25 protein-coding genes are annotated in these 24,727 nt (G+C 38.5%); 20 read left to right on the top strand and 5 right to left on the bottom strand.

Annotation, left to right across the window (positions count from 1 at the left end):
* From AAGD37_RS03350 to AAGD37_RS03275, 16 genes are all read left to right on the top strand, one after another.
* Positions 1-1,485 (top strand): NADH-quinone oxidoreductase subunit M, encoded by a 1,485-nt coding sequence (locus AAGD37_RS03350; protein WP_341760146.1) that lies wholly within the window; start codon positions 1-3, stop codon positions 1,483-1,485.
* A gap of 61 nt (positions 1,486-1,546) precedes the next feature.
* Positions 1,547-2,974 (top strand): NADH-quinone oxidoreductase subunit NuoN, encoded by a 1,428-nt coding sequence (nuoN, locus tag AAGD37_RS03345; RefSeq protein WP_341760145.1) that lies wholly within the window; start codon positions 1,547-1,549, stop codon positions 2,972-2,974.
* A 17-nt stretch (positions 2,975-2,991) separates the two neighbouring features.
* Positions 2,992-3,771 carry a biotin--[acetyl-CoA-carboxylase] ligase gene (locus AAGD37_RS03340; RefSeq protein ID WP_341760144.1) on the top strand — a complete coding sequence of 260 codons (780 nt, stop codon included), beginning with the start codon at positions 2,992-2,994 and terminating at the stop codon, positions 3,769-3,771.
* A 10-nt stretch (positions 3,772-3,781) separates the two neighbouring features.
* Entirely contained in the window at positions 3,782-5,455 is a 1,674-nt protein-coding gene (locus AAGD37_RS03335) for a ribonuclease J (RefSeq protein ID WP_341760143.1), read from the top strand.
* A 76-nt stretch (positions 5,456-5,531) separates the two neighbouring features.
* Entirely contained in the window at positions 5,532-5,831 is a 300-nt protein-coding gene (locus tag AAGD37_RS03330; protein WP_341760142.1) for a DUF1467 family protein, read from the top strand.
* 138 nt (positions 5,832-5,969) lie between these two features.
* Positions 5,970-6,701 (top strand): UMP kinase, encoded by a 732-nt coding sequence (pyrH, locus tag AAGD37_RS03325; protein ID WP_341760673.1) that lies wholly within the window; start codon positions 5,970-5,972, stop codon positions 6,699-6,701.
* A 30-nt stretch (positions 6,702-6,731) separates the two neighbouring features.
* The gene (frr, locus tag AAGD37_RS03320; protein ID WP_341760141.1) at positions 6,732-7,292 is read left to right on the top strand and encodes a ribosome recycling factor; all 561 of its coding nucleotides are present in this window, start codon (positions 6,732-6,734) and stop codon (positions 7,290-7,292) included.
* Between the two features lie 95 nt (positions 7,293-7,387).
* The gene (uppS, locus tag AAGD37_RS03315; protein WP_341760672.1) at positions 7,388-8,074 is read left to right on the top strand and encodes a polyprenyl diphosphate synthase; all 687 of its coding nucleotides are present in this window, start codon (positions 7,388-7,390) and stop codon (positions 8,072-8,074) included.
* A complete protein-coding gene (locus tag AAGD37_RS03310; protein WP_341760140.1) occupies positions 8,071-8,898 on the top strand; it encodes a phosphatidate cytidylyltransferase in 828 nt (275 codons plus the stop codon). The genes uppS and AAGD37_RS03310 overlap by 4 nt, the downstream gene beginning before the upstream one ends.
* Positions 8,899-8,971: 73 nt before the next feature.
* Complete coding sequence (locus tag AAGD37_RS03305) at positions 8,972-10,063, top strand: M50 family metallopeptidase (protein WP_341760139.1); 1,092 nt, start codon at positions 8,972-8,974, stop codon at positions 10,061-10,063.
* Positions 10,064-10,183: 120 nt separating this feature from the next.
* Positions 10,184-12,574, top strand: a complete 2,391-nt coding sequence (gene bamA / locus AAGD37_RS03300; protein WP_341760138.1) for an outer membrane protein assembly factor BamA — start codon at positions 10,184-10,186, stop codon at positions 12,572-12,574.
* Between the two features lie 23 nt (positions 12,575-12,597).
* Positions 12,598-13,677 carry a UDP-3-O-(3-hydroxymyristoyl)glucosamine N-acyltransferase gene (gene lpxD / locus AAGD37_RS03295; RefSeq protein WP_341760137.1) on the top strand — a complete coding sequence of 360 codons (1,080 nt, stop codon included), beginning with the start codon at positions 12,598-12,600 and terminating at the stop codon, positions 13,675-13,677.
* A 2-nt stretch (positions 13,678-13,679) separates the two neighbouring features.
* A complete protein-coding gene (gene fabZ, locus AAGD37_RS03290) occupies positions 13,680-14,144 on the top strand; it encodes a 3-hydroxyacyl-ACP dehydratase FabZ (RefSeq protein WP_341760136.1) in 465 nt (154 codons plus the stop codon).
* Positions 14,134-14,931 (top strand): acyl-ACP--UDP-N-acetylglucosamine O-acyltransferase, encoded by a 798-nt coding sequence (lpxA, locus tag AAGD37_RS03285; protein ID WP_341760135.1) that lies wholly within the window; start codon positions 14,134-14,136, stop codon positions 14,929-14,931. Before fabZ ends, lpxA begins: the two co-directional genes overlap by 11 nt.
* Positions 14,932-14,938: 7 nt before the next feature.
* Positions 14,939-15,793, top strand: coding sequence for an LpxI family protein (locus AAGD37_RS03280; RefSeq protein WP_341760134.1), 855 nt, complete (start codon positions 14,939-14,941; stop codon positions 15,791-15,793).
* Positions 15,783-16,985 carry a lipid-A-disaccharide synthase gene (locus tag AAGD37_RS03275; protein ID WP_341760133.1) on the top strand — a complete coding sequence of 401 codons (1,203 nt, stop codon included), beginning with the start codon at positions 15,783-15,785 and terminating at the stop codon, positions 16,983-16,985. Before AAGD37_RS03280 ends, AAGD37_RS03275 begins: the two co-directional genes overlap by 11 nt.
* Positions 16,986-17,271: 286 nt before the next feature.
* Here the strand turns inward: AAGD37_RS03275 and AAGD37_RS03270 are convergent, their stop codons facing one another.
* Positions 17,272-18,222, bottom strand: a complete 951-nt coding sequence (locus tag AAGD37_RS03270) for a calcium/sodium antiporter (RefSeq protein WP_341760132.1) — start codon at positions 18,220-18,222, stop codon at positions 17,272-17,274.
* 232 nt (positions 18,223-18,454) lie between these two features.
* Here AAGD37_RS03270 and AAGD37_RS03265 point away from each other — a divergent pair, with 232 nt between their 5' ends.
* Genes AAGD37_RS03265 through AAGD37_RS03255 form a run of 3 tightly spaced genes read left to right on the top strand, consistent with a single transcriptional unit; the run spans position 18,455 to position 21,012 of the window.
* Positions 18,455-20,284: a M3 family oligoendopeptidase gene (locus tag AAGD37_RS03265; RefSeq protein ID WP_341760131.1), complete on the top strand. Its 1,830-nt coding sequence runs from the start codon at positions 18,455-18,457 to the stop codon at positions 20,282-20,284.
* Positions 20,285-20,328: 44 nt separating this feature from the next.
* Positions 20,329-20,718, top strand: coding sequence for a hypothetical protein (locus tag AAGD37_RS03260; protein ID WP_341760130.1), 390 nt, complete (start codon positions 20,329-20,331; stop codon positions 20,716-20,718).
* Between the two features lie 60 nt (positions 20,719-20,778).
* Positions 20,779-21,012 carry an aa3-type cytochrome c oxidase subunit IV gene (locus tag AAGD37_RS03255; RefSeq protein ID WP_341760129.1) on the top strand — a complete coding sequence of 78 codons (234 nt, stop codon included), beginning with the start codon at positions 20,779-20,781 and terminating at the stop codon, positions 21,010-21,012.
* A 42-nt stretch (positions 21,013-21,054) separates the two neighbouring features.
* On the opposite strand, the gene rpsU is transcribed toward AAGD37_RS03255, so the two are convergent.
* The 4 genes from rpsU to AAGD37_RS03235 form a co-directional block, all read right to left on the bottom strand.
* Entirely contained in the window at positions 21,055-21,279 is a 225-nt protein-coding gene (rpsU, locus tag AAGD37_RS03250; protein ID WP_341760128.1) for a 30S ribosomal protein S21, read from the bottom strand.
* A 170-nt stretch (positions 21,280-21,449) separates the two neighbouring features.
* Positions 21,450-22,103: a copper chaperone PCu(A)C gene (locus tag AAGD37_RS03245; protein ID WP_341760127.1), complete on the bottom strand. Its 654-nt coding sequence runs from the start codon at positions 22,101-22,103 to the stop codon at positions 21,450-21,452.
* 206 nt (positions 22,104-22,309) lie between these two features.
* Positions 22,310-22,543: a hypothetical protein gene (locus AAGD37_RS03240; protein WP_341760126.1), complete on the bottom strand. Its 234-nt coding sequence runs from the start codon at positions 22,541-22,543 to the stop codon at positions 22,310-22,312.
* 106 nt (positions 22,544-22,649) lie between these two features.
* Entirely contained in the window at positions 22,650-23,213 is a 564-nt protein-coding gene (locus AAGD37_RS03235; protein WP_424945443.1) for a DUF1134 domain-containing protein, read from the bottom strand.
* 326 nt (positions 23,214-23,539) lie between these two features.
* Between AAGD37_RS03235 and AAGD37_RS03230 the strand changes: the two genes are divergently transcribed.
* On the top strand, positions 23,540-24,706 hold the full coding sequence (locus tag AAGD37_RS03230) for a phosphoserine transaminase (RefSeq protein ID WP_341760670.1): 1,167 nt from the start codon (positions 23,540-23,542) through the stop codon (positions 24,704-24,706).
* Positions 24,707-24,727 lie beyond the last annotated feature (21 nt).

Raw genomic sequence — 24,727 nt, 5'->3', positions numbered from 1 at the left:
GTGGCTAGCTTACCTCTGCTCTTGATTGTTACTTGTTTGCCATTGATTGGTGCTGCAATGATCTTTCTGATCTGGGAGGATAGTGATATTGCTCATCGGAACATCCGTTATGTGAGCTTGCTAACTACCATTTTTACTTTTTTCGTTTCCCTCGGAATTTGGTATAATTTTGATAGCACTCAAAATAGTTTTCAGATGGTTGAGAAGTTCGATTGGATAGGTGAAGGGGGGATATCTCTTCATATGGGTGTGGATGGTATATCTATCCTCTTCATCATCTTAACAACTTTCCTCATGCCTCTTTGCGTCCTCGCTAGTTGGGAGTCCATTACTTTACGGTTACGTGAATACATGATTTCATTTCTATTGCTCGAAACTTTAATGATCGGTGTCTTCTGTGCGCTTGATACCGTTTTGTTTTATGTCTTCTTTGAAGCGAGCCTGATTCCAATGTTTTTAATTATCGGAGTTTGGGGTGGAAAAAAGCGTGTTTATGCAAGTCTAAAATTTTTCTTGTACACTCTTCTGGGGTCTGTTCTGATGTTACTAGCTATCATAGTAATGTATTGGCAGGCTGGAACGAGCGATATCACATTATTGCTGAATTATAGGTTTCCAGAATCTATGCAAACATGGTTATGGCTCGCTTTTTGGGCTTCATTTTCTGTGAAAATGCCAATGTGGCCTGTGCATACATGGTTACCTGATGCACATGTCGAGGCCCCAACAGCAGGATCCGTCATTTTAGCTGGTGTTCTTTTAAAGATGGGAGGCTATGGTTTCTTACGTTTCTCACTACCTATGTTCCCTCAAGCAAGCGACTATATGCAGATTTTTGTTTTTATTCTTTCAGCAATTGCTATTGTTTATGCCTCTTTAGTTGCCTTAATACAGGAAGATATCAAAAAGTTGATTGCTTATTCTTCTATTGCTCATATGGGGTATGTAACCTTTGGTATTTTTTCAGCTAATATGCAAGGTATCCAGGGAAGTATTTTTCAAATGGTTTCTCATGGTCTTGTATCTGGAGCTTTATTTCTATGTGTTGGCATGATTTATGATCGAATGCACACCCGTCATATTAACGCCTATGGTGGCTTAGTTAACCGAATGCCGAAATATTCGTTTGCCTTTCTGATTTTTACAATGGCTAATATTGGATTGCCGGGTACCAGTGGGTTTGTTGGTGAATTTCTGACCCTTTTAGGAGTCTTCAGATCTAACCCTGATGTAGTTTTATTCGCAACAATCGGAGTTATTTTATCAGCTTCTTACGGTTTGTGGCTCTACCAACGCATCATATTAGGTTCAATAGATAAAGAGTCTCTTAAATCAATTCTAGACATCTCAGGACGAGAAAAGTTTCTTTTGTATACTTTACTCTCTTTGATTATCCTTTTTGGTTTATATCCAGCTCCGATTCTTGATATCACTCATGAATCTGTAAAATCTTTGATTAGCAATTACAATAACGCCTTACAATAACGCGATTGAGGTGATAGTTTAGGGACTGTTGCAGCTGAAATGACATGAGATATACCATATCATGATAGACATACCCCACCTTCTTCTTGCTGCTCCTGAAATAGCTTTGGCTTTAGGGACAATGGTGCTCCTGATGGTTGGTGTTTACTTTGGTGAAAGTAGTACACCTATAGTTATAGGTCTATCTGTTGCCCTTTTCATTTGCGTCGGTTCTTGGCTGGTTTGGTATCCTGCAGGTGGAATGGCTTTCTATAATGCGTTTGCCATGGATTCTTTTGCCCGTTTAATGAAAGTTCTTGTTCTTATTGGGTCAACAACGACTATCGTGATGTCAGTAGGATTTTCTCGTTATGAGAAATTTTTACAGTTTGAGTATCCTATCTTAATCGTTTTTGCAACATTGGGCATGCTGTTAATGATATCAGCTAATGATATGATGTGTCTCTATTTGGGTTTGGAGATACACTCACTATCTCTTTATGTTCTGGCTTCTATCAATCGAGACTCTCTGCGCTCGACAGAAGCAGGACTGAAATATTTTGTTTTGGGTGCTCTATCATCCGGTATGATGCTTTATGGTATATCTTTAGTCTATGGATTTAGTGGCTCTACTGAATTTAGAAATATTTCAGACGTGATCGCCGTTGAACGATCCTTAGGTCTCCTATTGGGGATTGTTTTTGTCCTTGTAGGTATTGCTTTTAAAATTTCTGCAGTTCCGTTTCATATGTGGACACCTGATGTTTATGAAGGTGCGCCGACACCAGTAACTGCGTTTTTTTCATCTGCCCCCAAAATTGCTGCGATGGCGATGCTTATTCGGGTCATACACAGCGCTTTTGGACCAGCTTCAGCCGACTGTTATCAGATTATTACTTTTCTTTCGATCGCTTCTATGACGCTTGGTTCATTCGCGGCAATTGGTCAATTTAATATCAAACGCCTGATGGCCTATTCTTCAATCAGTCATATGGGGTTTGCGTTAGTAGGGTTAGCTTCAGGATCTCAGGAAGGTGTGAGTGGTGTTATTCTTTATATGGTTATATATATGGTCGTCACTTTGGGTACATTTTCTGGTATTATGGCTATGCGTTTTGATGATGGTGCTCAAGAAAATATTAGCAGTTTAGCAGGACTCTCCCGTACGAATCCAATGATGGCATTGATAATGACGGCTTTAATGTTTTCTTTAGCTGGCATTCCTCCATTTGCAGGTTTTTGGGGAAAATATTTTATATTCTTTGCGGCTATTCATGAAAAACTATATTGGTTATCTGTGATTGGTGTTCTCAGCAGTGTCGTTGGTGCTTTTTACTATTTACGCTTAGTCAAGATCATTTGGTTTGACGAACCTGAATTCAGATTCTTGCCAATGGTATCGGAGTTGCGTCTGGTTCTTACTGTTTCAGGTATATTTACTATGTTCTACTTTATCATAGCTGGTTCCTTCTCTGAAAGAGCAATGATTGCAGCCCTTACGTTCTTCTAATTTTTTGAGAAAAATAATTGCTATATCCTTCTGAAGGTTGGCGATCTCGTCATTTTATTCGTGTCTGTTCGACCAATGTTGTAGCTGCTGAAATTGCTAATGAAGGTGATCCTGGCCACTTGTGGATTACTGCTGATGAGCAGACGAATGGTAAAGCTCGCCGCGGAAGAAAATGGATATCGGAACATGGCAATCTCTATGCCTCTTTACTACTGATCGATCCAGTACCAGCTAACAGACTCAGTAATTTGCCATTGGTTGCTTCGCTAGCTTTACATCGTACAATTACAGAATTTCTTCCTAATAACAGACAAGATCTTCAATGCAGCTTAGTTATTAAATGGCCTAATGATTTGCTTTTTGATGGCAAAAAATTATCAGGTCTTTTATTGGAAGCAACCCTTGATCGTTATCATCGAATGGCAGTTATTATAGGATTTGGAGTCAATTGTGCGCATTCTCCTGATAATCCACTTTATCCCGCTACATCTCTATCAGAGATCGGATGTTCAGTTAACCCAATGGTATTGAAAAAAGTTTTAGCACGCCACATGGCATCTGAGCTTTTTTTATGGAACAAGGGATATGGATTCAATCTAACGAGAAAGGCATGGCTTGAGAGGGCTTTCGGTTTAGGAAAGCAGGTGATTGCTAAAATGGATGATTATGAGGTAACTGGACGCTTTCAGACAATTGATGATGAAGGTTTTCTTATTCTGAAAAAGGATGATGGTTCATCTCAAAAAATTTCTGCCGCAGATATATTTTTTGGTAACCTCAACGACTCCAAGGGATAAAAATAAATATATGATTAAAAAAAATAAAGATGAGTTATTTTTCTTACCTCTTGGGGGTGTAGGAGAGATTGGTATGAATCTTGCGCTATATGGCTATGGTTCTCGGAAAAAATGCCGATGGATAATTGTTGACGTTGGGATAACATTCCCTAATAATAATTTTCCTGGTACGGATTTAGTGGTCCCAGATATTGCATTTGTACTTGAGAGAATAGAGCAATTAGATGGGATTATTATCACCCATGCACATGAAGACCATTATGGAGCTTTGTTTACTCTATGGCCTAAATTACGTGTTCCTGTTCATTGTACACCGTTTGCTGCCAAAATGTTAGAAGCCAAAAGGCTCTCGGAGCTAAATGCCCCGAATATTCCCTTAAAAATTTTCAAAACTGAGGAACCGTTTTCTATTGGTTCTTTTACAGTTGAAGGTGTTCATGTTAATCACTCAATACCAGAACCTGTTTCCCTCATGATCCGCTCACCGCTCGGTAATATCATCCATACTGGTGATTGGAAAATAGATCGGAAACCAACAATTGGTCATCTGACTAATGAAGCATATTTCCGTTGCTTAGGAAATGAGGGGATTCTAGCATTAGTCTGTGATTCGACTAATGCAATGCAGGAAGGGATATCGGCTTCTGAAGAAGAGGTTTTAGAAAGTTTAATTGATATCATTGACCATGCGCCTGGCCGAGTTATTGTTACAACTTTTTCATCAAATGTTGGACGTATTCGATCGGTTGCACTGGCCGCTGAAAAAGTTGGCCGCCGAGTGATGATCATTGGCCGTTCTCTTTTGCGTGTTGTTGATGTATCTCGAGATCTTGGTTATTTAGATGGTGTTGCTCCTTTTCTTGATGAAAATGAATTTCAGTCTGTTCCACGCAAGAAACTGGTGGTGATCTGCACAGGATCTCAAGGTGAATCTCAGGCAGCCCTTGGAAAGATGGCACGTGATGATCATCGTAATGCCAGGCTGGTACCTGGTGATCAGGTAATTTTCTCATCTCGTTCTATACCAGGAAATGAAAAAGGGATTTTATCTATTCAAAATGCTCTTGTTGATAAGGGAGTTACCATTGTTCTTGATGAAGAAAAACTCGTTCATGTTTCTGGCCATCCTCGTCGAGACGAACTTTCACAAATGTATGAATGGACACGTCCTACAATTGGTGTGCCAGTTCATGGAGAAGCGCGTCATCTCATGGCTCATGCTAATTTAATGGAGGTGATTGGGATTCCTAATGTAGCAGTAGTCCGCAATGGAGATATGTTACGCTTGGCTCCGGGACCGACTAAAATTATTGATAAAGTTGTCCATGGACGCGCTTATAAAGATGGTAGATTGATTGGTGATCAATCTTCTATGGGCATTGACCGTCGTCGAATTTTATCCTGTGTTGGACATGTTGTGATGTCCTTAGTTGTTAATAAAGATGGTTATCTTCTTGCGGAACCCAAAATCGTTTGCGAAGGATTGCCAAAGATAGTTGATGGGGAGGACAATTTTAAAGATTTACTTTATGATGTTGCGGTCAGTGCTTTTGAGCGAATTCCACTCCCTAAACGTAGGGATCACGCAAGGATAAAGCAAGTTCTTCGTAAGGCCTTGAGAAATGAAGTTGTTGAAGTTTGGGGAAAAAAATCGATTGTTACGATTTTTGTGACGACTGTATAGAGATAATATTTAAAAGCATTTGATCGATCATAAATGTCAATTTGATACAATCAATGTCTTTGTAAAAGAATAGTCTATGAAGTTTGAAAGTAGTCTAGACATGAATATAGTCACTGGAATTGCTATCTATTTCATAATCTGGTGGCTTCTCTTGTTTATAATCTTGCCATTTAGGGCTTCATCTCAATTGAAACAGGGGCACGTGGTCAGAGGTACTGATCCAGCAGCCCCTGTAAATCCTCAAATTTTGAAACGTATTCTTTGCAACACTATAGTTAGTGGCTTCATATTTTTTCTCTACTGGTTAGTAGTTTACTATTTTGGGTTTAGTGTTGATTCGTTCCCTGAATTTATTCCGATTCGCAAAATAGGATAATCAAATGATTCAATGAAGAAAATTAAAAAATAAAACTAAAGATTAGGTTATATGAAGGCCCTGAGTGACAATACAGAACTCTTCGTGTATGCAAGTAGAAATTTAATCACCTTCTGTCATGGATTCGTCGATATTCATATGCCGAAGCCACTCTTCTCACGTGTATTATATAAAATTTCGGGGGAAGCTTTGATGGGTAATCAAGGCTTTGGGATTGATCCTAATATGGTAGATCGCATTGTCAGCGATGTCATTGAAGCTCATGAACTCGGTATCTCGATTGCTTTAGTTGTTGGCGGAGGAAATATCTGCCGTGGTGTTTCTCTTGCTATTGAAGGAGGTGACCGCGTTACCTTTGATCATATGGGTATGCTTGCTATCGTGATAAATGCATTAGCATTAAGGACAGCATTTGAATCTCGGAAGGTGAAGGTGACATTGTTGTCTGGTCTTGCTGTTCCTCAAGTCTGTGAACTGTTTACACAACGAGCTTTGGCAATAGCACGAGAAGCAGGTGATATCATCATTTTTGCTGGTGGTATTGGTAGCCCTTATTTTACTAGTGACACTGCAGCAGCGCTACGTGCATCAGAGTTCGGCGCAGATGTTTTGATCAAAGGGACACAAGTTGATGGTATTTATTCAGAAGATCCACAAAAAAATCCTGATGCTGAACGGTTTGATACCTTAAAACACAAGGACATAATCGAACGTGGATTGCATATTATGGATGCCTCAGCGGTTATGCTAGCGGAAGATAATAACATTGACCTCATTGTATTTTCGATTCACGAAAAAGGTGGTCTTATGCGTGTTTTATTAGGACAAGGTCGATTTACACGGGTCAGTCAGGATAGAGTTCGAGTTTGAAAGTTGAAAATTTGAAAAGGAAAAGTAATCATGTCAGCTAGAATTGATCTCAATGATATCAAAAATCGGATGAATTCTGTGCTTCAGGAATTTCAAAAATATCTTCAAGGTCTTTCTACAGGGCATGCATCTACTGCTATTTTTGATCCGATCATGGTAGAAGCCTATGGACAAAAAATTCAGATTAGTCAGGTTGCAACCATTAAAATCTCTGATCCTAAGTTGATTTCTATTCAAGTTTGGGATAAATCAATGGTTAACGCTGTTGATAAATCTATTCGCGAAGCACGACTTGGTCTTAATCCAATTGTTGAAGGTCAAAATCTCCGCATTCCACTTCCAGATCTCAGCGAGGACCGCCGTCGGGAATTAGTAAAAGTAGCTAAGGATTATGCCGAAAACGCTAAAGTTGGTATTCGTCACGTCCGGCGTCAAGGTATGGAATTTTTAAAAAAATCAGAAAAAGAAAAAGAAATGAGTCAGGATGAAGCGTGGTCATCATCAGTAAAAGTTCAAAAATTGACCGATGAATTGATCATAGAAGTAGACACCATTTTGATTAAAAAAGAGGCTGAAATTATGAAAATTTGAGGTCTATATTATAGAGTCTAATGATCTTCGAAGAGGCTTAAATTTTGCAGTCAAAATTTCTGGGTGAAGGGGTTCCCGCTCACGTTGCTATTATCATGGATGGCAATGGTCGCTGGGCTCAATCGCGAGGACTTCCTCGTTCTAGCGGTCATAAGAAAGGCGTTGATGCAGTGCGTTCGGCAATTCGAACGGCAAGTGAATGGGGTGTTAAGACCTTGACTTTATTTTCCTTTTCATCAGAAAATTGGAAAAGACCTAAAAGTGAGGTGAACGATCTTATGTGCTTATTAAAGTCATTCATTCGACGAGATCTGTCTGATTTACATAAGGAAGATATTAAAGTTTGTGTCATTGGGGCTCGAAAAGGTATTCCTTCTGATGTTTTACCTCTTCTACAGGAAGCAGAAAATCTAACCTGTAATAATTCATCTACTAGGTTGGTCATCGCATTCAATTATAGTGGGAGGGAGGAGATTGTTTACGCCGCTAAAGAATTAGCTAAATGTGTGGCTAAAGGAGAAATCTCATCTGATGAGATCACAGAACATCTCTTTTCGAGGGCACTTTATACCGCTGAATGGAGTGATCCTGATCTGATCATCAGGACTTCAGGAGAGTTGCGTTTATCTAATTTTCTTTTGTGGCAAGCCGCGTATTCAGAGTTTGTCTTTCTAGATTGTTTGTGGCCTGATTTTGATCAGGCACAATTTGAACACGCTCTCAGTGAGTTTGATTCAAGGATACGCCGTTTTGGAAGTCTTGTTAGAAATACAGTCACATGATTTTTCTGCGATCTTGCCAGTTTTGGCAAAGCGATCTTGGTCTTCGTATATTACCCTCGATTGTGATGATAATAGCTATTATTAGTATTAGCTACTATGGTGGATTTCTATTCTTGTTTTTGTCTGTTATTTTGTCGTGTTTTTTATTCTACGAGTGGACAATGATCGTCAAGCAAGAAGAATTTGATAAAAATTTCTTTTTTTCTCTTTCTGTATTCATCATAGCGATGATGTTAATCCTTCTTAGATTTAATGACATTGCTTTTCTTTTACTGATTTTTTCTGTTCTATTTACTATCTTTATAAACTCAAGTTATGAAAGAATTCGAGCAATTTGGCTTGTTGGTGGTGCTGTCTATTCATCAATACCTGCACTAACTTTTTGTCTCATTAGAGGTGAAATGACTCGGTTCGAAGGGGGCAGTTTCGCACTACTGATGTTTATTTACTTTTCTGTCTGGGCTACGGATATCTTTGCTTATCTCTCCGGTCGTTTTTTTTGTGGACCCAAATTATTGCCAATTCTTTCGCCTCAAAAAACTTGGTCAGGAGCTATTGGTGGACTTTGGGGTGCGCTTTTTGTTGGATTTATCTTTTTCATAAAAATTGATGGGTTTCATTTGCGATCAATCATTCTTTTTTCTGCTTTTTTATCTGTTATTTGTCAGATCGGCGACTTGTTTGTATCTTGGGTTAAGCGATGCTTTAGCGTAAAAGATTCAAGTCATCTAATCCCTGGTCATGGAGGAGTTCTCGATCGAGCCGATAGCTTGGTAGCTGCTGTTATTCCTGTTGCTATTTTTTTAGTACTAAATTCGCCTTGATTTTAGACCATTTGGAATCTCTTTGTATTCCCTTAAAATCAGAACTTCTATAATTTTAGATAGATTTAGAAAGTTGTTAGAATTGCTATCCGCATCAGTTATTTCATTGGTTGTTCTATCTTTTGTTATATTTTTCCATGAGTTAGGGCATTTTCTAACTGGGCGCTGGAATAAAGTTAAAATTGAAGTTTTTTCGATCGGGTTTGGTCCAGAACTGTTTGGTTTTTGGGATCGTCATCAAACTAGATGGAAAGTTTCTGCTATACCCTTGGGAGGTTATGTCAAATTTTTAAGAGATTTTGATATCTCCGGGGATAGTACAGGGACAGGGGCTCTTGACAGGAAGGCCTTGTGGCAGCGGGCTATGATTATTGCGGCTGGTCCAATTTCCAATCTCATTTTGGCAATTTTTGTTTTGACTATAAAATTCATGATATATGGGGAAACCAAGGTTCCTCCAATTGTTGATACAGTTCTGTATCAGTCGGCTGCTCAGGATGCAGGAATACAATCAGGAGATAGGATAATACAGGTTGATGGTCATCCCATTGATAGTTTCAGTGATATACTGAATATTACATCAGTTAGTTCTGATAAAGACTTGATGTTCAAACTCTTACGAGATGGGAAAGTAGTTTCCATTCTCCTAACTCCTCGTATGATGGAAAGAATAGATTCTTTAGGGAATAAGTATAATGTTTCTCTTATAGGTATTTCTGTCAACACTTCATTGCATGCAAGTGAAACGATCCAATATGGCTTTTTAAGTGCGACCAAACGATCCTTTATTGAGGTTTTTCTCTTACTCTACCGTACTTACAATTTTTTGTGTGAGCTTGTAGAAGGAAAACAAAGACTATCTGATTTTCGTGGTCCTATAGGAATCGGTCAACTAACATCACAAGTTGTTATGAAATTTGAATTGTCCCAGATTCTGACTCTTATAGCCTTTATTTCTGTCAATATTGGTGTTTTCAATTTATTGCCTATACCCATGCTGGATGGCGGTTATTTATTTTTTTATCTGATTGAAGCTATTCAGGGACAAGCACTAAATATAAAAACGCAGGAGGTTGCTCTTAAAATAGGGTTGATAGTTTTGGGAGCATTTACTTTATTTTGTACTTTCAATGATTTTATCAGAATAATAGGGAATTCCAGTTGATTGGATCAAAGAAGTTCTTAGATTGTGCTTTTTGAGATCCCCTTCATCAAGGATTCTCAAAGATAATGTTTATTAATTGTCGAGAATGAGTTCCTTCTCTCTGAGTTTTGGGTAAAAATAATGCGATTAATTCTACAATCTTTCCAAAAATTGATTCATACTGTAATGCTATCAGAGGAAAGTGTTAGGATAATCGCTCTATGGTTTTCATTACTTAGCATTGATATTATTTTTTTAGTGTTTTCTTCTACGAGCTTGCAAGCTGCAATTGTCGATCAGATTTATGTTCAGGGAAACAAAATCGTTGATTCGGATACAATTCTTTCTTATGTGAACGTCAAACCAGGAAAGGAATTTTCTTCATTTGATACTGACGACTCCTTGCGGTCATTATTTTCTACAGGCTTGTTTTCCGATGTGCAGATTGATCGAAAAGAAAGAAGGCTAATTGTTACGGTTGAAGAAAACAAGACTGTCAATGCTATTCACTTTGAGGGAAATGATAAAGTCAAAGGTGAGTTTCTGAGAACACTTGTGCAGCTGAAAAGTGGCAGCGTATTTAGTCAGGAAAAATTGGATATTGATCTTGCCAGTTTGAATAAGGCTATGCATCGTTCTGGCTATTCTCTCGCATCTGTCAGTTCAAATGTAATAGGACTCAACAAAAACCTAGTTGATGTCATATTCATTATTAAAGAGGGTGAGAGAACGAAAATATCCGACATCACTTTTATTGGTAATACTGCATATAGTGATCGTCAGTTAATAGACGTAATTTCACACAGAAAAAGCACGTTTCTAAGTTGGTTAAAACACGATGATATCTACGATTCAGATAAGCTTCGAAGTGATGAAGAAAAATTGCGCGTATTCTACTTCAATAGTGGTTATGCTGACTTTAAGATTATTTCTTCTTCTGCTCATCTCGATGAAGACAAAAATAGCTACTCTATAACGATAACTGTGGATGAGGGTCATCGTTATCATTTTGGTATAGTCGATGTTGATAATGTTTTACAGGGTGTAGATGTCCCTTCTCTTTTGAAACAATTGCCGATCAAAGAAGGTAATCTATACAGTGCAGGTGCGGTTGAAAGGTCTCTTATTAAGATGACTGAATCGATAGCAGAAAGTGGATTTTTATGCGCAGAGGTTACTCCGAGAGGCAAGCGCGACTTTGATAATAGTAAAATTGATATCACATTTTTCGTTAATAAAGGGCCTTGCGTTTATATTGAACGGATTAATATATCAGGTAATTTTAGAACACGAGGTTATGTTATTCGACGCGAATTTGATATTTCCGAAGGGGATGCCTATAATCGTTTTCTTGTAAACAAAGCTAAGAAACGTCTTGAATCTTTGCATCTTTTTGACCATGTGACGATTTCCGCACATGAAGGTTCAATTCCTGATCGGATTGTTCTTAATGTTGATGTCACTGATAAGTCGACAGGTGATATTTCTATTGGTGGTGGTTATTCAACCACAGCTGGACCAGTTGCTGAAGTTTCTATTACTGAGAAAAATTTTCTTGGACGCGGTCAATATCTGAACTTGTCAGGTGGTCGTGGTGAAAATTCCATTCAATACAACATATCTTTTACTGAACCATATTTCTTGGGATATAAAATTGCCGTTGGATTAGATCTCTCTAAGGAGAGATTAGATCTTGGAGAAGAGGTGAGCTATTCACAAGATGTGAGTACGATTCAACTGCGTGGAAACGCACTTATAAATGATAAGTTATTATTTGGCATAAATTACAATTATAAATCTCAAGAGCATTCTGGAGAACAATCTCAATTTATCTCACCAGCTATCTTGGAATCAATTAATCAGAGTCCTTATACCGCTTCAACTCTAGGTTATTCTTTTATTTATTCTACTTTGGATAATCATGTTCTTCCTCGTAATGGTGTTTATGCTCAGTTTGATCAGTCTTATGCAGGTATAGGGGGTGATTCTAATTATATTCGTACCACTGGTCGTCTCTCTTCCTATCATTTATTGTCTGAAGATTCTGATGTTGTTCTTCTAGGTACTCTTGGTGGAGGACATATTTATGCATTAGATAATAAGTCCATGAGAATAACTGATTATTTCTTTCACGGTCATCAGAATATTCGAGGTTTTGAATCTCGTGGACTGGGGCCGCGTGATCTGGTAACTGGCGATGCTCTTGGTGGTTCAATATATGGAAATTTTACTGCTGAACTTCATTTTCCAGTCCCTTTGTTGTCTAAGTCTTATGGATTGCGGTTGGCTTTTTTTGGAGAAGCTGGAACTTTGTATAACAATGAGTATCGTGGACCACTAGCCGGAAGCATAGAAGAACAGTCATTGTCACGTTCAACATTTGATCATTTTAGCATTCGTTCTTCTTTTGGTGGTTCTATTATCTGGGATTCGTCATTTGGACCATTAAGATTTGATTTTGCACATCCAATCCATAAAGAAGAATATGATCGAACACAATTTTTCAGATTTGGTGTTAGCTCAAAATTCTAGCTAATCGTTTTGAATCTGTTTTGATGGGGTATCTTTCTTTGTCAGAAAAATTGATATTCTTTGACATACCATCACCTGTTAGATTACATGATCTCGCCCTAAACGTTGGTGCCGTTCTTCGGGATAACATTCATCGTGATCGTCAAATTTTTTCCATAGAGCCTATTGAAACGGCCGAAGAAGGGTGTCTTTCATTTATCAATAATGCTAAATATCTGCTAGCAGCTCAAAATACAAACGCGTCTGCTGTAATATGTAGTGAGAACCATGCCCTCTCTATTCCTAATGATGTGGCAGTTCTGATTTCTAAAAATCCTTATAAAAGCTTTGCCAAGACTATGGCACAATTCTTTCCTCTAGGTCTGAAACCACAGCCTCAATCAGGTGAAATGGGAATTTCATCTCATTCTTCTATTCATGAATCAGCGGTTCTTGAAAATGATGTTATCATTGAATCAGGAGCTGTTATTGGACCGGAAGCACATATAGGTGCTAGAACATTTATCGGTGTAAATGCACTCATAGGCAGGAAGGTTCAGGTAGGCAGAGATGCAAGTATTAGTTCTCACGCTTCTATCATACATGCCATTCTAGGTGATCGTGTCATTATTCATAATGGTGTACGTATTGGCAGTGATGGGTTTGGTTTTGCAATGGAAAAAGGAGGTCATCTTAAGATACCACAGATCGGTCGTGTTGTTATTCAAGATGATGTTGAAGTTGGTGCTAATACATGTGTAGACCGTGGAGCGAATAGAGATACGATTATTGGTGAAGGAACGAAAATAGATAATCTAGTTATGATTGGGCATAATGTAGTCATTGGTCGTCATTGTATCATTGTAGGTCAAGCTGGTGTTGCAGGTAGTGCAGAACTGGGTGACTATGTCGTTTTGGGCGGTAAAGCTGCAATTAGTGGTCATGTCAAAATCGGGAAGGGTGCCCAAATTGCTGGTCTCAGCGGTGTTTCAGGGAACGTCCCGCCTGACGTGCAATGGGGTGGCATCCCGGCCCGTCCTGTCAAACACTGGATGCGGGAGATTGCAAGCCTAAAACGCGAAGCTCATGATATGGATAGAAAAAGAACGAGTAAGAAAGAGTAAGTATGTCTAGGAACGCAGCACTAAAATCTATAGATGTCAACAGGATTATGGAATTGCTGCCTCACAGGTATCCATTTCTGCTTGTTGATCGTATTGTTGATATAGATCAGGATTTATCTGCTCGTGGCATAAAAAACATTACGATAAATGAACCACAATTTACAGGTCATTTTCCAGATAATCCTATTTATCCTGGTGTTCTAATAATAGAAGGTATTGCGCAAACAGCAGGAGTGATCTGTGCAGACCATGCTTATCATGGGGAAGGACGTTCCGTTTATTTTATGACTATCGACAAAGCCAAATTCCGGAAGCCAGTTATACCAGGAGACCAGCTTGAATATTTACTAACCAAACTCAAACAGAAGCGAAATACTTTCAAATATTATGGTATTGCGATGGTAGATGGTCAAAAAGTTGCTGAGGCTGAAATCAGTGCAATGATGGTAGGAAAGAATGGTCAATAATAACACAATACATCCTAGCTCGCTTGTCGAATCCGGTGCAGTCATTGGCTCTGATACCATTATTGGTCCTTTTTGTCATATAGGTGCTGAAGTCAAATTAGCTGAAGGGGTTAAAGTTCTAAGCCATGTTAGCATTGCAGGAAAAACCTCTGTAGGTTCGCATACCCGAATTTTTCCATTTGCATCCATCGGTCAAGAACCTCAGGATCTCAAATTTTCTGGTGAGGATGTTTTTTTGGAAATCGGTAGCGAATGCACTATCCGTGAAGGGGTCACAATGAATCCTGGGACATTAGGGGGGGGAGGGGTGACCAGAATCGGCAATAAATGTACTTTTTTAGCTAATTCTCATGTTGCCCATGATTGTATTATTGGAAATAATGTCATTTTTTCAAATAACGTGATGCTCGCCGGTCATTGTGTTGTTGGTGATTTCGTTATTTTTGGGGGTGGAGCCGCAGCCCACCAATTCTGCCGTGTTGGCCATCATGCCTTTATTGGAGGCCTTTCTGGAATAGAGGGAGATGTTATTCCCTTTGGAATGGCTATTGGTCCCCGTGCTTCTCTTGCAGGAGTTAATATTGTCGGTATGAAACGTGCGACTGTTTCAAGAGAAAGCATTAATGCAATGCGAAAGGCTTATATAGAAGTCTTTTCTCGTCATCGACCGATACGTGAAAATGCACAGGCATTAAAATCAGAAGCAACCAATACACTTGTGATTGATATTCTTGATTTTGTGCTTGAATCAGCTGATAGACCGCTTTGTATCCCATATCCGGACTGAAGTGACAATGACTTCAAACGGTGATAAAAATACCATTGGTATCATTGCTGGAAACGGGATGTTGCCACGGGATGTTGCGTTTGCATTAGAAAGAAAAGGTCAACAAGTATTTATAATTGGTATTGCAGGAGAATGTAGTGGTTCTATACGGCAATTTGATCATAAGATTGTGACATGGGAACAGGTTGGGTTACTCCGAAAACTTTTAAAAAAACGTGGGATTTCGAAGATTGTTTTAGCCGGTGGGATTTTACGACGCCCAGAAATGAATTTTCTGAAGATGGATTGGGAAGGAATTTTGAGTTTTTTAGAAATTTTTACGACATTATTATCTGGTGATAATAAGATTCTGACGAATGTTATTGATGTCTTTGAAAAGCGTGGGCTTGAGATATGTAATCTTGTGACTTTACTCCCTGAGTTATTCGTGAAAGAGGGACTAAACATTGGTCCTAGAATTGGTCAAAAAAATCTTGAACGAATCCGTTATGCGGCATCTATCACTAAACATCTTGGTAGTTTTGACATTGGACAAGCCGCTGTTATCGTTGGTAATCGTGTCGTCGCTTTAGAAGGAGCCGAAGGTACAGATGCTATGTTGTGCCGCGTTTCTAATCTAAGAAATATTGGAAGAATATCAAGAAAAGCTGGAGGGATACTATATAAGTCTGTAAAACCAGGTCAGGACGAGCGTGCTGATCTGCCTTCGATAGGCCCCAGAACTGTTCACCATGTGTTTGCTGCTGGACTGAATGGTATTGGTGTTGAAGCGGGTAAAACAATTGTTATCGAACAAAGAAAAACTTTCGCATTGGCACAGCAGCACCAAATTTTTATATATGGTCTGACTGATGCCTTATAATTATAAACCTATGATCTATTTTCTCATTGGTGAAGAGTCGGGTGACGCGTTAGGGAAGGATTTGTATAATTCACTTCAACGATGCGCGAAACGACAGAGGATTGAACTTGATATTCAAGGACTTGCTGGAACAAGCCTTAGTGAGTTAGGTGTTAAGTCATTATTTAACATTGAAGATATTATGGTGATGGGTATTTTTTCTGTTGTTGCCCGTCTACCTACAATCATTAAGTGTATTCTGATGACTGTATCAGATATTGTAAAAAAGAAACCAGATTTGATTGTACTGATAGATAGCCCTGATTTTACTCATGCTGTTGCTAAACGTGTTCGAAAGAAATTACCTCAGATTCAAGTTATTAACTATGTTTGCCCTAGTATTTGGGCTTGGCGCTCAGGGCGAGCGCGTAAAATGAGAGAATTTGTTGATCATGTTCTAGCTATTTTACCCTTCGAACCGAAAATTATTGAGGAGTTGGGCGGACCAAAATCAACTTACGTGGGGCATAGTATGGTCACGAAGATTGATAAGGTTCGTCTAACACAGGTGAAGGCTTTAAATAATGAGAAGCCGATCCTACTTCTTTTACCCGGTTCACGGTCAACTGAATTAAAACATTTACTTATAATTTTCGAAAAAACTCTTGATATTCTTACTAAAAGAGGTGTTCCTTTTCAGGCGATTATGCCTGCCGTCCCTCATTTAAAAAAACGATTATGTAAAAAAATCTCGCAATGGGCAACACCAGTGCGTATCGTTGATAGTTCACAAAATGATCATACCTTTGCCAAGGCTGATGCAGCTTTGGCTACATCAGGAACTGTATCTCTACAGCTTGCCCTTCATCGTATTCCTATGATTCTTGTCTACAAACTTGATATCCTAGCACGACCTCTCCGTTTTCTGATTAAGACGTGGTCTGTCGCACTGCCAAATCTTATCGCAGGTTGGCCTTTAATACCAGAAGAATTGAATGAAATGTTAGACCCAGAAAGATTGGCACGCCATATTGAACGTCTCTTGATCGCAACACCAGAACGGGATGCTCAACTTGCTGGTTTTGATTATATAAGAGACATTATGAAAACAGAAATAGAACCTGCAGAAAAATCTGCAGCGATTATTATGAGCTATCTAGTAGAGAAAAAACAAGACAACAGATTAGATTCTTGTCGATCTCTCCTATCCTAGATGTTGTCCACTTTCAAGCGAAATCATTTGTCCAGTTAAGTTATACAAGATGTTTCTGCTAAGTAGAGAATCGTACGCGCGAAATCGGTTCTTCGTTTTAGAAGTGGAAAGCGTCTTTTGTTTTGTCTGCATCTTGCCGCTTGGCAAAGCTGGACCGCTCTCCAATACCCTATCCCCATAGGGTTGATTTAGAGAAAGTATAAGAATAGAATTTTAAAGAATAAAATTTTGGTGTGAGCGTTCCAAACACGTCCTCAAAAGTAACAGTGCTGTCTTTCTTATTTCTTCACAAAAAAATGATCCCTGCTATATAGAAGCAATAAGAAACTAGCAGAATCGCTCCCAAGCGTCTTTCTAAAACAAATCCTAAAACAGAAGTTGTAATTAGGAACAAAGTTGTAGCTAGCATCACCCACATATCAAAACTAAGAATACGGTTATCAGCTGAAATAGGAGCCATTATAGCGGTTAGCCCCATGATGCCAGTAATATTGAATATATTGGAACCAACTACATTACCTATTGCTACGGATGCATTTTTGTATCTTGCAGCCATAAGACTCGTCATAAGTTCAGGCAAAGAGGTTCCAATCGCAATAATTGTTATGCCAATTATTGTTTCTGATACATTCCACTGCTTAGCAATATCAGAAGCGGCATCTACCATAAGATGAGATCCTAATGGCAAAGCAATCATTCCAATAATAATTAGTTTAGCAACGGCCCATCCTGAAGTAGGAATCCTACCGATTTCCTCACGGTAGAAATATTCGATGTCTTTATCATTTTGATGGGTTTTCATCTTATAAAACTGTATGCTTAAAAACACTGCTAAAGATATGAATAGAAGAATGCCATCCAGCCTTGATATCGGACTAAAATAAATTTGAATCATGAAGAAAATAGTCACCAAAGCAAGAAAAAAGAGGGAAAAGCTAAGATTCTTCTCTTTGCAACTAATTGGCGAAATTAAAGCAGGTACTGCTAATACCATTAATATATTGGCAATATTTGATCCCACTACATTTCCAACAGCCAGCCCACCAAATCCTGAAAGCGCTGCTTGTAATGATATAAGGAGTTCCGGTGCTGATGTGCCCAGAGCAACAATTGTAATACCAATAATAAGGGTAGGAATATCTAGTTTTTCAGCAAGGGCTATCGAACCCTTTACTAACCAGTCACCACCAAAAAGCAACAAGAAAAGACCGACTATAAACATCAAATAAGAAACCATGAAGCATCCAGATTAAATAGAATTGGCGGTCGCGATCGAAAAGAAATATATTAATTTTATAGAGCGTCAAGAGTTCCGCTTTTCTACTGATCATTCATTTGATCAAATGAAGAAGGTGAGATAAAATCCAACCCTAATTGAAATTATTGACGTCTCTTGATCAGCTATAACCTTTTGACATGAGAAGTAAAATAGGAGGGCAAGATCGAGATGTCTACAGGGAGCAGCATATATGAGTAATACGGTATCGGAAGAACAGGATGTTGGAGTCGAAAATAGTTTAGGAAAACTTCCTGAATGGAATTTAGGAGATCTTTATCCTGGGATGGACTCAGAACTTTTTGGGGCCGATTTTAAGAATTCTATACCGAAGGCTCTGGCCTTTGAAAAAGCTTACAAAGGCCATCTATTATCACACTTACAATCCTCCGCAGATCAATTAGCGAACATCATTGTCAAGTATGAAAAATTGCAGGATTTCCTTGGCCGTATCAGTGCCTTTTCGGTCTTATTATATTCCGAAAATTCTTCCGATCCCAAACGGATAAAATTTTATGGTGATGTACAAGAAAAAGTGATACAAGCCGTAAATCATCTTACTTTTTTCAGTCTCGAACTCAACAAAATTGAGGATGAAACACTGGACTCTGCATTTTCTCTGAGTTCAGCTCTCGCTTTCTATCGTCCTTGGCTCCTTGATTTACGTATCAGAAAGCCATATCAGCTAGATGATAACATTGAGCAGTTATTTATTGATAAAGAAGCGACTAGTCATTTAGCTTTTAACCGCTTATTTGACGAAACAATATCAAGATTACGGTTTGAAGTTAACCGTTCTCGTCTTCCTATCGAACCAGCACTCGCTCTTCTTCAGGATCAACAAGAATCAACAAGAAAAAAAGCTTCCGACGCTCTTGCATTAACTTTTAAGGATAATCTTCCTTTGTTTACTTTGATCACGAATACACTGGCGAAGGACAAACAGATATCAGACTCTTGGAGAGGATTTGAAGATGTTGCTGACAGTAGACATCTTGCTAACAGAGTTGAACCATCGGTTATTGATGCTCTAGTTATCGCTGTTCAAGATGCCTTACCTCATATATCTCATCGTTATTATACTATGAAAGCAAAATGGTTAGGCCTTCAGTCTCTCAATCATTGGGATCGAAATGCTCCATTGCCCAAGAGTTTTGATTCGCCCATTCCATGGAGTCACGCCAAGGATACTGTTTTGAAAGCATACAATAGCTTTGCACCGGAGATGGGGACAATTGCAGAACGATTTTTTACCCATGGCTGGATTGATAGTTTAGTACGTCCAGGTAAAGCGCCGGGTGCATTTTCACATCCTACTGTGCCATCTTCTCATCCTTACATTTCAATGAACTATCAAGGCAAACTACGTGATGTTATGACTCTTGCTCATGAGTTGGGACATGGGATCCATCAAGTTCTGGCTGCTCAGCAAGGTGCTTTGATGGCATCACCTCCTCTGATATTGGCAGAAACAGCAAGTGTATTCGGTGAAATGCTCACATTTCAATCTTTGCTCAATCAAACTCTGACAAGGGAAGGACGTAAGGCTATATTGGCAGCAAAAGTTGAAGATATGATCAATACGGTCTTTCGTCAAATTGCTTTTTATCTTTTTGAACGAACGGTACATAAGGAGAGAAGGAATGGAGAACTTACCTCTGATCAGCTCTGTCAGATTTGGTTGAATATTCAAAAAGAAAGTCTCGGGCCTTCAGTCAGAATCGGCGATGGTTATGAGACCTTCTGGGTTTATATTCCTCACTTCATACATTCGCCTTTTTATGTTTATGCTTATGCCTTTGGCGACTGCTTAGCAAATTCGCTTTACGCTTGTTATCAAGATTGTAAATGCGGGTTTCAGAAAAAATATTTTGAGATGCTGAAAGCCGGAGGAACAAAGCATCATAAAGAGATATTAGAACCATTTGGCCTTGATGCTTCGGATCCTGGATTTTGGTCTCAAGGTTTATCAGTTATCTGCTCTTTGATCGATGACTTGGATCACATGGAACACCAAAATTGATCCCATCATAATAATGTATAACTGAAGGGATAGGAAAATCAGGAATGGGGGCCTCCTTAGCAAAAAAATTGATATTACTGCTTGTTCTAAACGCCCTAACTGGTTGTGATATTTTGAGGATTCAGTCTTTTCACTTTATGGATAAGTCTGACACAATGAGTATCGATGGTATTTGGTTTCCTACAGATCTAGAGACTCAAGGTGTTTATTTTGCAGAATTCAAAGATAGAAGGTTTGTCTCCAGGTCAGGTTATGATAAAAAAATAATGGCCGTAGGCAATTACGTCGTTCGTTCACCAACTCAGGTTGAGCTAGTTTTTAAAGGAGAAATTTCAAAGTCAATTGTAACAGCAAAGTGCCATCTAAAAACTCCTCTTAATCTTTATTGTCTCCCCTCAGTTGGCTCTCCGTTTAATCTTGCAAAGAAAAGTTGACAAAAATGATAAAGTCTGTTCTGTTCAATCAATCTCTTCTCTCTAATTTAGGATTAGAGTATGCCCCATCAGTCTTTAGAGTATGATGTTGATAAAGTGAGATCTTGTGATTCAATGGACAACCAGGATCATGAACGTACCTATGCCATTTTTTTATCATTGGTCAAATGGGCCGTTCTCATTGGCTTTTTTTTAATTATCTCAATGGCTGTCGGATTCATGATTGCTAAAAGTTTTTTAGCTGGTCTTTTGACGTTTATAACTCTAATTATCCTGTCAAAGACAGTGGCATGAATTACACTATCTTTTTATTGTATGAATAAAAAGAGATATTATTTAGCGACTTACCTTACCTGGAATCAAACCTTCACGCTGAGCTCTCTTGCGAGCTAATTTACGAGTTCGACGGATGGCTTCTGTCTTCTCACGGACTCGCTTTTCTGAAGGCTTTTCATGAAAATTACGCAACTTCATTTCTCTAAAAATACCCTCACGCTGAAGTTTCTTTTTCAGGGCACGAAGGGCCTGATCTACATTATTATCACGAACAACAACTTGCACTAGCTATTCCGATTCTTCTTCTTCATTCTAGATGGTGAATCTATCAGAATCATTATGAACTGTCTAGTGATTCAATATTTATCGATGACGGGAAAGTTCTAAATAAAGAGGAATCAGAAGATGGTTTTTTAAAAATCTTGTAAAGATTTCTTCTTGAGTTTTTTCTATACTTAACCAACAATGAGACTATTCTCATAAGCTTGAGGGATCTTGTTTTTTATTTTCAATGTTTCAGCAATAGATATCACTTCGAATTGAACTTCAACCTTTCCAGCATTCTCAAATTCCAAAATTGCTTTATGAAGATCACCAACTTTCATTGGTTTTGATAGTTTTATAAACATCAAATGGTAGCTGCTAGGTTCAAGTTTCACTGTTTCTCCGACTCCAATTTTTAGTCCATCTTCAAGAGTGCGCATTTTAGTGATTTCCATTTCCGATCGTGCAACAATAGTTTCATGTATTCTGACCTTTTGAGCAAAATCAACTCTTACACTGATTAGACGGTCTTCAATTGATCCATTGTTAGTGATCATAAGATATCCAGCTCCTATTTCTGAACCTGGTTGGGTCATCCGAATAACAGGATCATGAAGAATTAATTTCCCTGCTCTAATTTTTGTAGAAATAGTTTTGGATAGGACTAAGGTCGAATGATTCATTGAAAATAAGATAAAAAGAACAATCTTTCCTAGGAGGAACCCCATTTTTGATAATACTGGTAAATTCTTCAGCACGAATGATTTTCTTTTTTTGACGTTCTGTTTCATCGATTGTGCCATTATTAAAGATGGCCTTACCCTTAAATCATCCTGTTCACTCATTGACACTCATCCTCCATTTTTAGATTGCACAGTTGATCTCTACACAAGTTTCTGGATCTTCCAATGAGTAGATTGATTCAAAGATTATCTAATTCTTAGATTGAATAAACTGGTTTAAAGTGCAATCAATGCGTGACTCGTTACAATATATAAATTACTCTTTAATTTTATGGGATACTAACATTTTATTCAATCAATTGAATTCTCTAGTCTCTTTTAAAATCAACATCGTAATCAAAATCAATATCAGTTTCTGTTGACTCTTGACTCAGTATTCTGTGGATTGGGGAATTATGTCCTTGGACATCAGCAATTCTTGCTATGACTTTGATAGCTAATTTGTTAATTGTTTCACGAATGATTTTCTTTTTTTGATATTCTGTTTCATTGGTTCTGCCATTAAAAGATGGCCTTACCCTTAAATCATCCTGTTCACTCATTGACACTCATCCTCCATTTTTAAGATTGCACAGTTGATTCATTTCTGTGTTTTCATCTTTGAAGCATGTATGATCCAACTCAATGTTGGATTGAACTCATAAAGAATCAAAAAGGATTCCATGTAGCATATGGACGGATTTTTAGATATCCCACATTAAAACCAAGTCTCGCACCTACACCAGTATGGATAGGAATAATGATTGTATCGCCGTTTTTGAGAACTGTCATTCCTAAACCACCAATAAGATATGCAGAACCTGAAAGACCAATATATCGGCGATAGATTTTACTGATATCCTTGAGATTATAGACCAACATCATAGTCCTATTTCCATCACCACCAAAATCCCATCCAATGGAGGGACCTTGCCAATAAATTTTGCAATCACCAGCATTTTGTGTGATTAATACCCCTTCTCCATAACGTAACCCACCTATCATAGAGCCTGATGCTTCCTCGCCTAAAATATAACCGTTTGGCTGTCCATATTGTTCAAACGATTTTTCAATTAGACTGGCCAAGCCACTAGAAGCTATACCAAAAAAATGATGACCAACATTAACTAATTCATTTTTTGAGTACCTCACTTGACGGTCTGCTAATGCCGATGTGACACAAGACATTATTGTGATAAGATGGATGATAATTGCAATGAAAGGCAACCGCATGGTACTCTCCATGAAATTGAAGTCACAAAGAAGTTGTATCAATTATGTTTCGTCGATTTGAATGAGATTAAAATCCATAATGATGATTGAGAGAAGTCTTCCTATATATCATCATCTTTTTGATTATCAAGGTCATTTTGATATGATTTGATCTTTCTTCAGAATAGTGAGCTCTCCTCAATTCCTCTTTGGAACATGACATTAAAATCTAGGTATTACTCATTTAGTGATCCTTAGTGAAACTTCTTTTTTCTTGATTTTTCATGCCTTAGCTCTATACTAATATATCTGTTAATTCTCCTAAACGACAGGAAGTTATGGTTATGATGACAGGATCGCAGTTCGCGGTTCCCACCGTCCGTCCCTACAATTCTTCCTTCTCTTCAGGACCGTGTTCTAAGCGCCCAGGTTGGTGTTTTGAGTTGCTCTCGGATGCGAGTCTTGGACGCTCTCATAGAGCTACTCATTCTAAATCAAAGCTTAAACAAGTGATTGAGTTAACAAAAGATATTTTAAATATCCCTGTTGATTACCGTGTTGCTATTGTACCAGCTTCGGACACTGGTTCTGTTGAAATGGCTCTCTGGTCTCTTTTGGGACCATGTTCAGTTACTGTCATGGTGTGGGAAAGTTTTGGCGCTATTTGGTTGAATGACGTTGTTAATCAGTTGGGACTCAAGCCTATTGCGTTGACCGCTGACTATGGTTTTTTGCCTGATTTAACCTCCATTAATTTTGATCATGATCTGGTTTTTACTTGGAATGGAACAACTTCAGGAGTTCGGTTACCTGATGGTAACTTTATTTCTAGTGAACGGAAGGGATTGACGATCTGTGATGCGACGTCTGCTGTCTTTGCTCAGAGATTACCTTTTAATAAGCTCGACGTAGTGACATTTTCTTGGCAAAAAGCTCTTGGTGGTGAGGCGGCACATGGTATGCTGATTCTTAGCCCAAGGGCCGTTGATCGTCTTGAAACTTATACTCCTCCCTGGCCTTTGCCCAAAATTTTTAGGCTAACCAGACAAGGGAAGTTGATTGATAGTATTTTTGAGGGAGAAACTATTAATACACCATCCATGTTATGTGTGGAAGATTATCTGGATTCTCTCAATTGGGCGAAGAGGATCGGTGGATTCAAAGGACTCCATTCCCGTGCTAATGAGAATCTATCTATCTTGACCCAGTGGGTTGACAGAACCGATTGGATTGATTTTTTAGCTAAAGATACATCAATTCGTTCTAATACTTCTGTTTGTCTATCAATAATTGATCCTGACTTCGTGCTTTTGTGTGAAAGAAAACAGCGTGCTTTTGTAAAAAACCTGACGGGGTTATTAGAAGATAGAGGTGTTGCCTACGATATTAGTGGCTATCGCGATGCTCCTCCAGGATTGAGAATCTGGACCGGTCCTACAGTTGATCACTTCAATCTTGAAGCTTTGCTCCCTTGGCTTGATTGGGCATTTGAGACTACAAAATACGCTTATTAAAAATTCTTTAGAGAAATATTA

The sequence above is a fragment of the Candidatus Endowatersipora endosymbiont of Watersipora subatra genome (assembly GCF_964026585.1).
In the GTDB taxonomy this organism is placed as follows: domain Bacteria; phylum Pseudomonadota; class Alphaproteobacteria; order Rhizobiales; family Rhizobiaceae; genus Pseudahrensia.
This window is presented reverse-complemented; position numbering and strand designations above follow the sequence as displayed.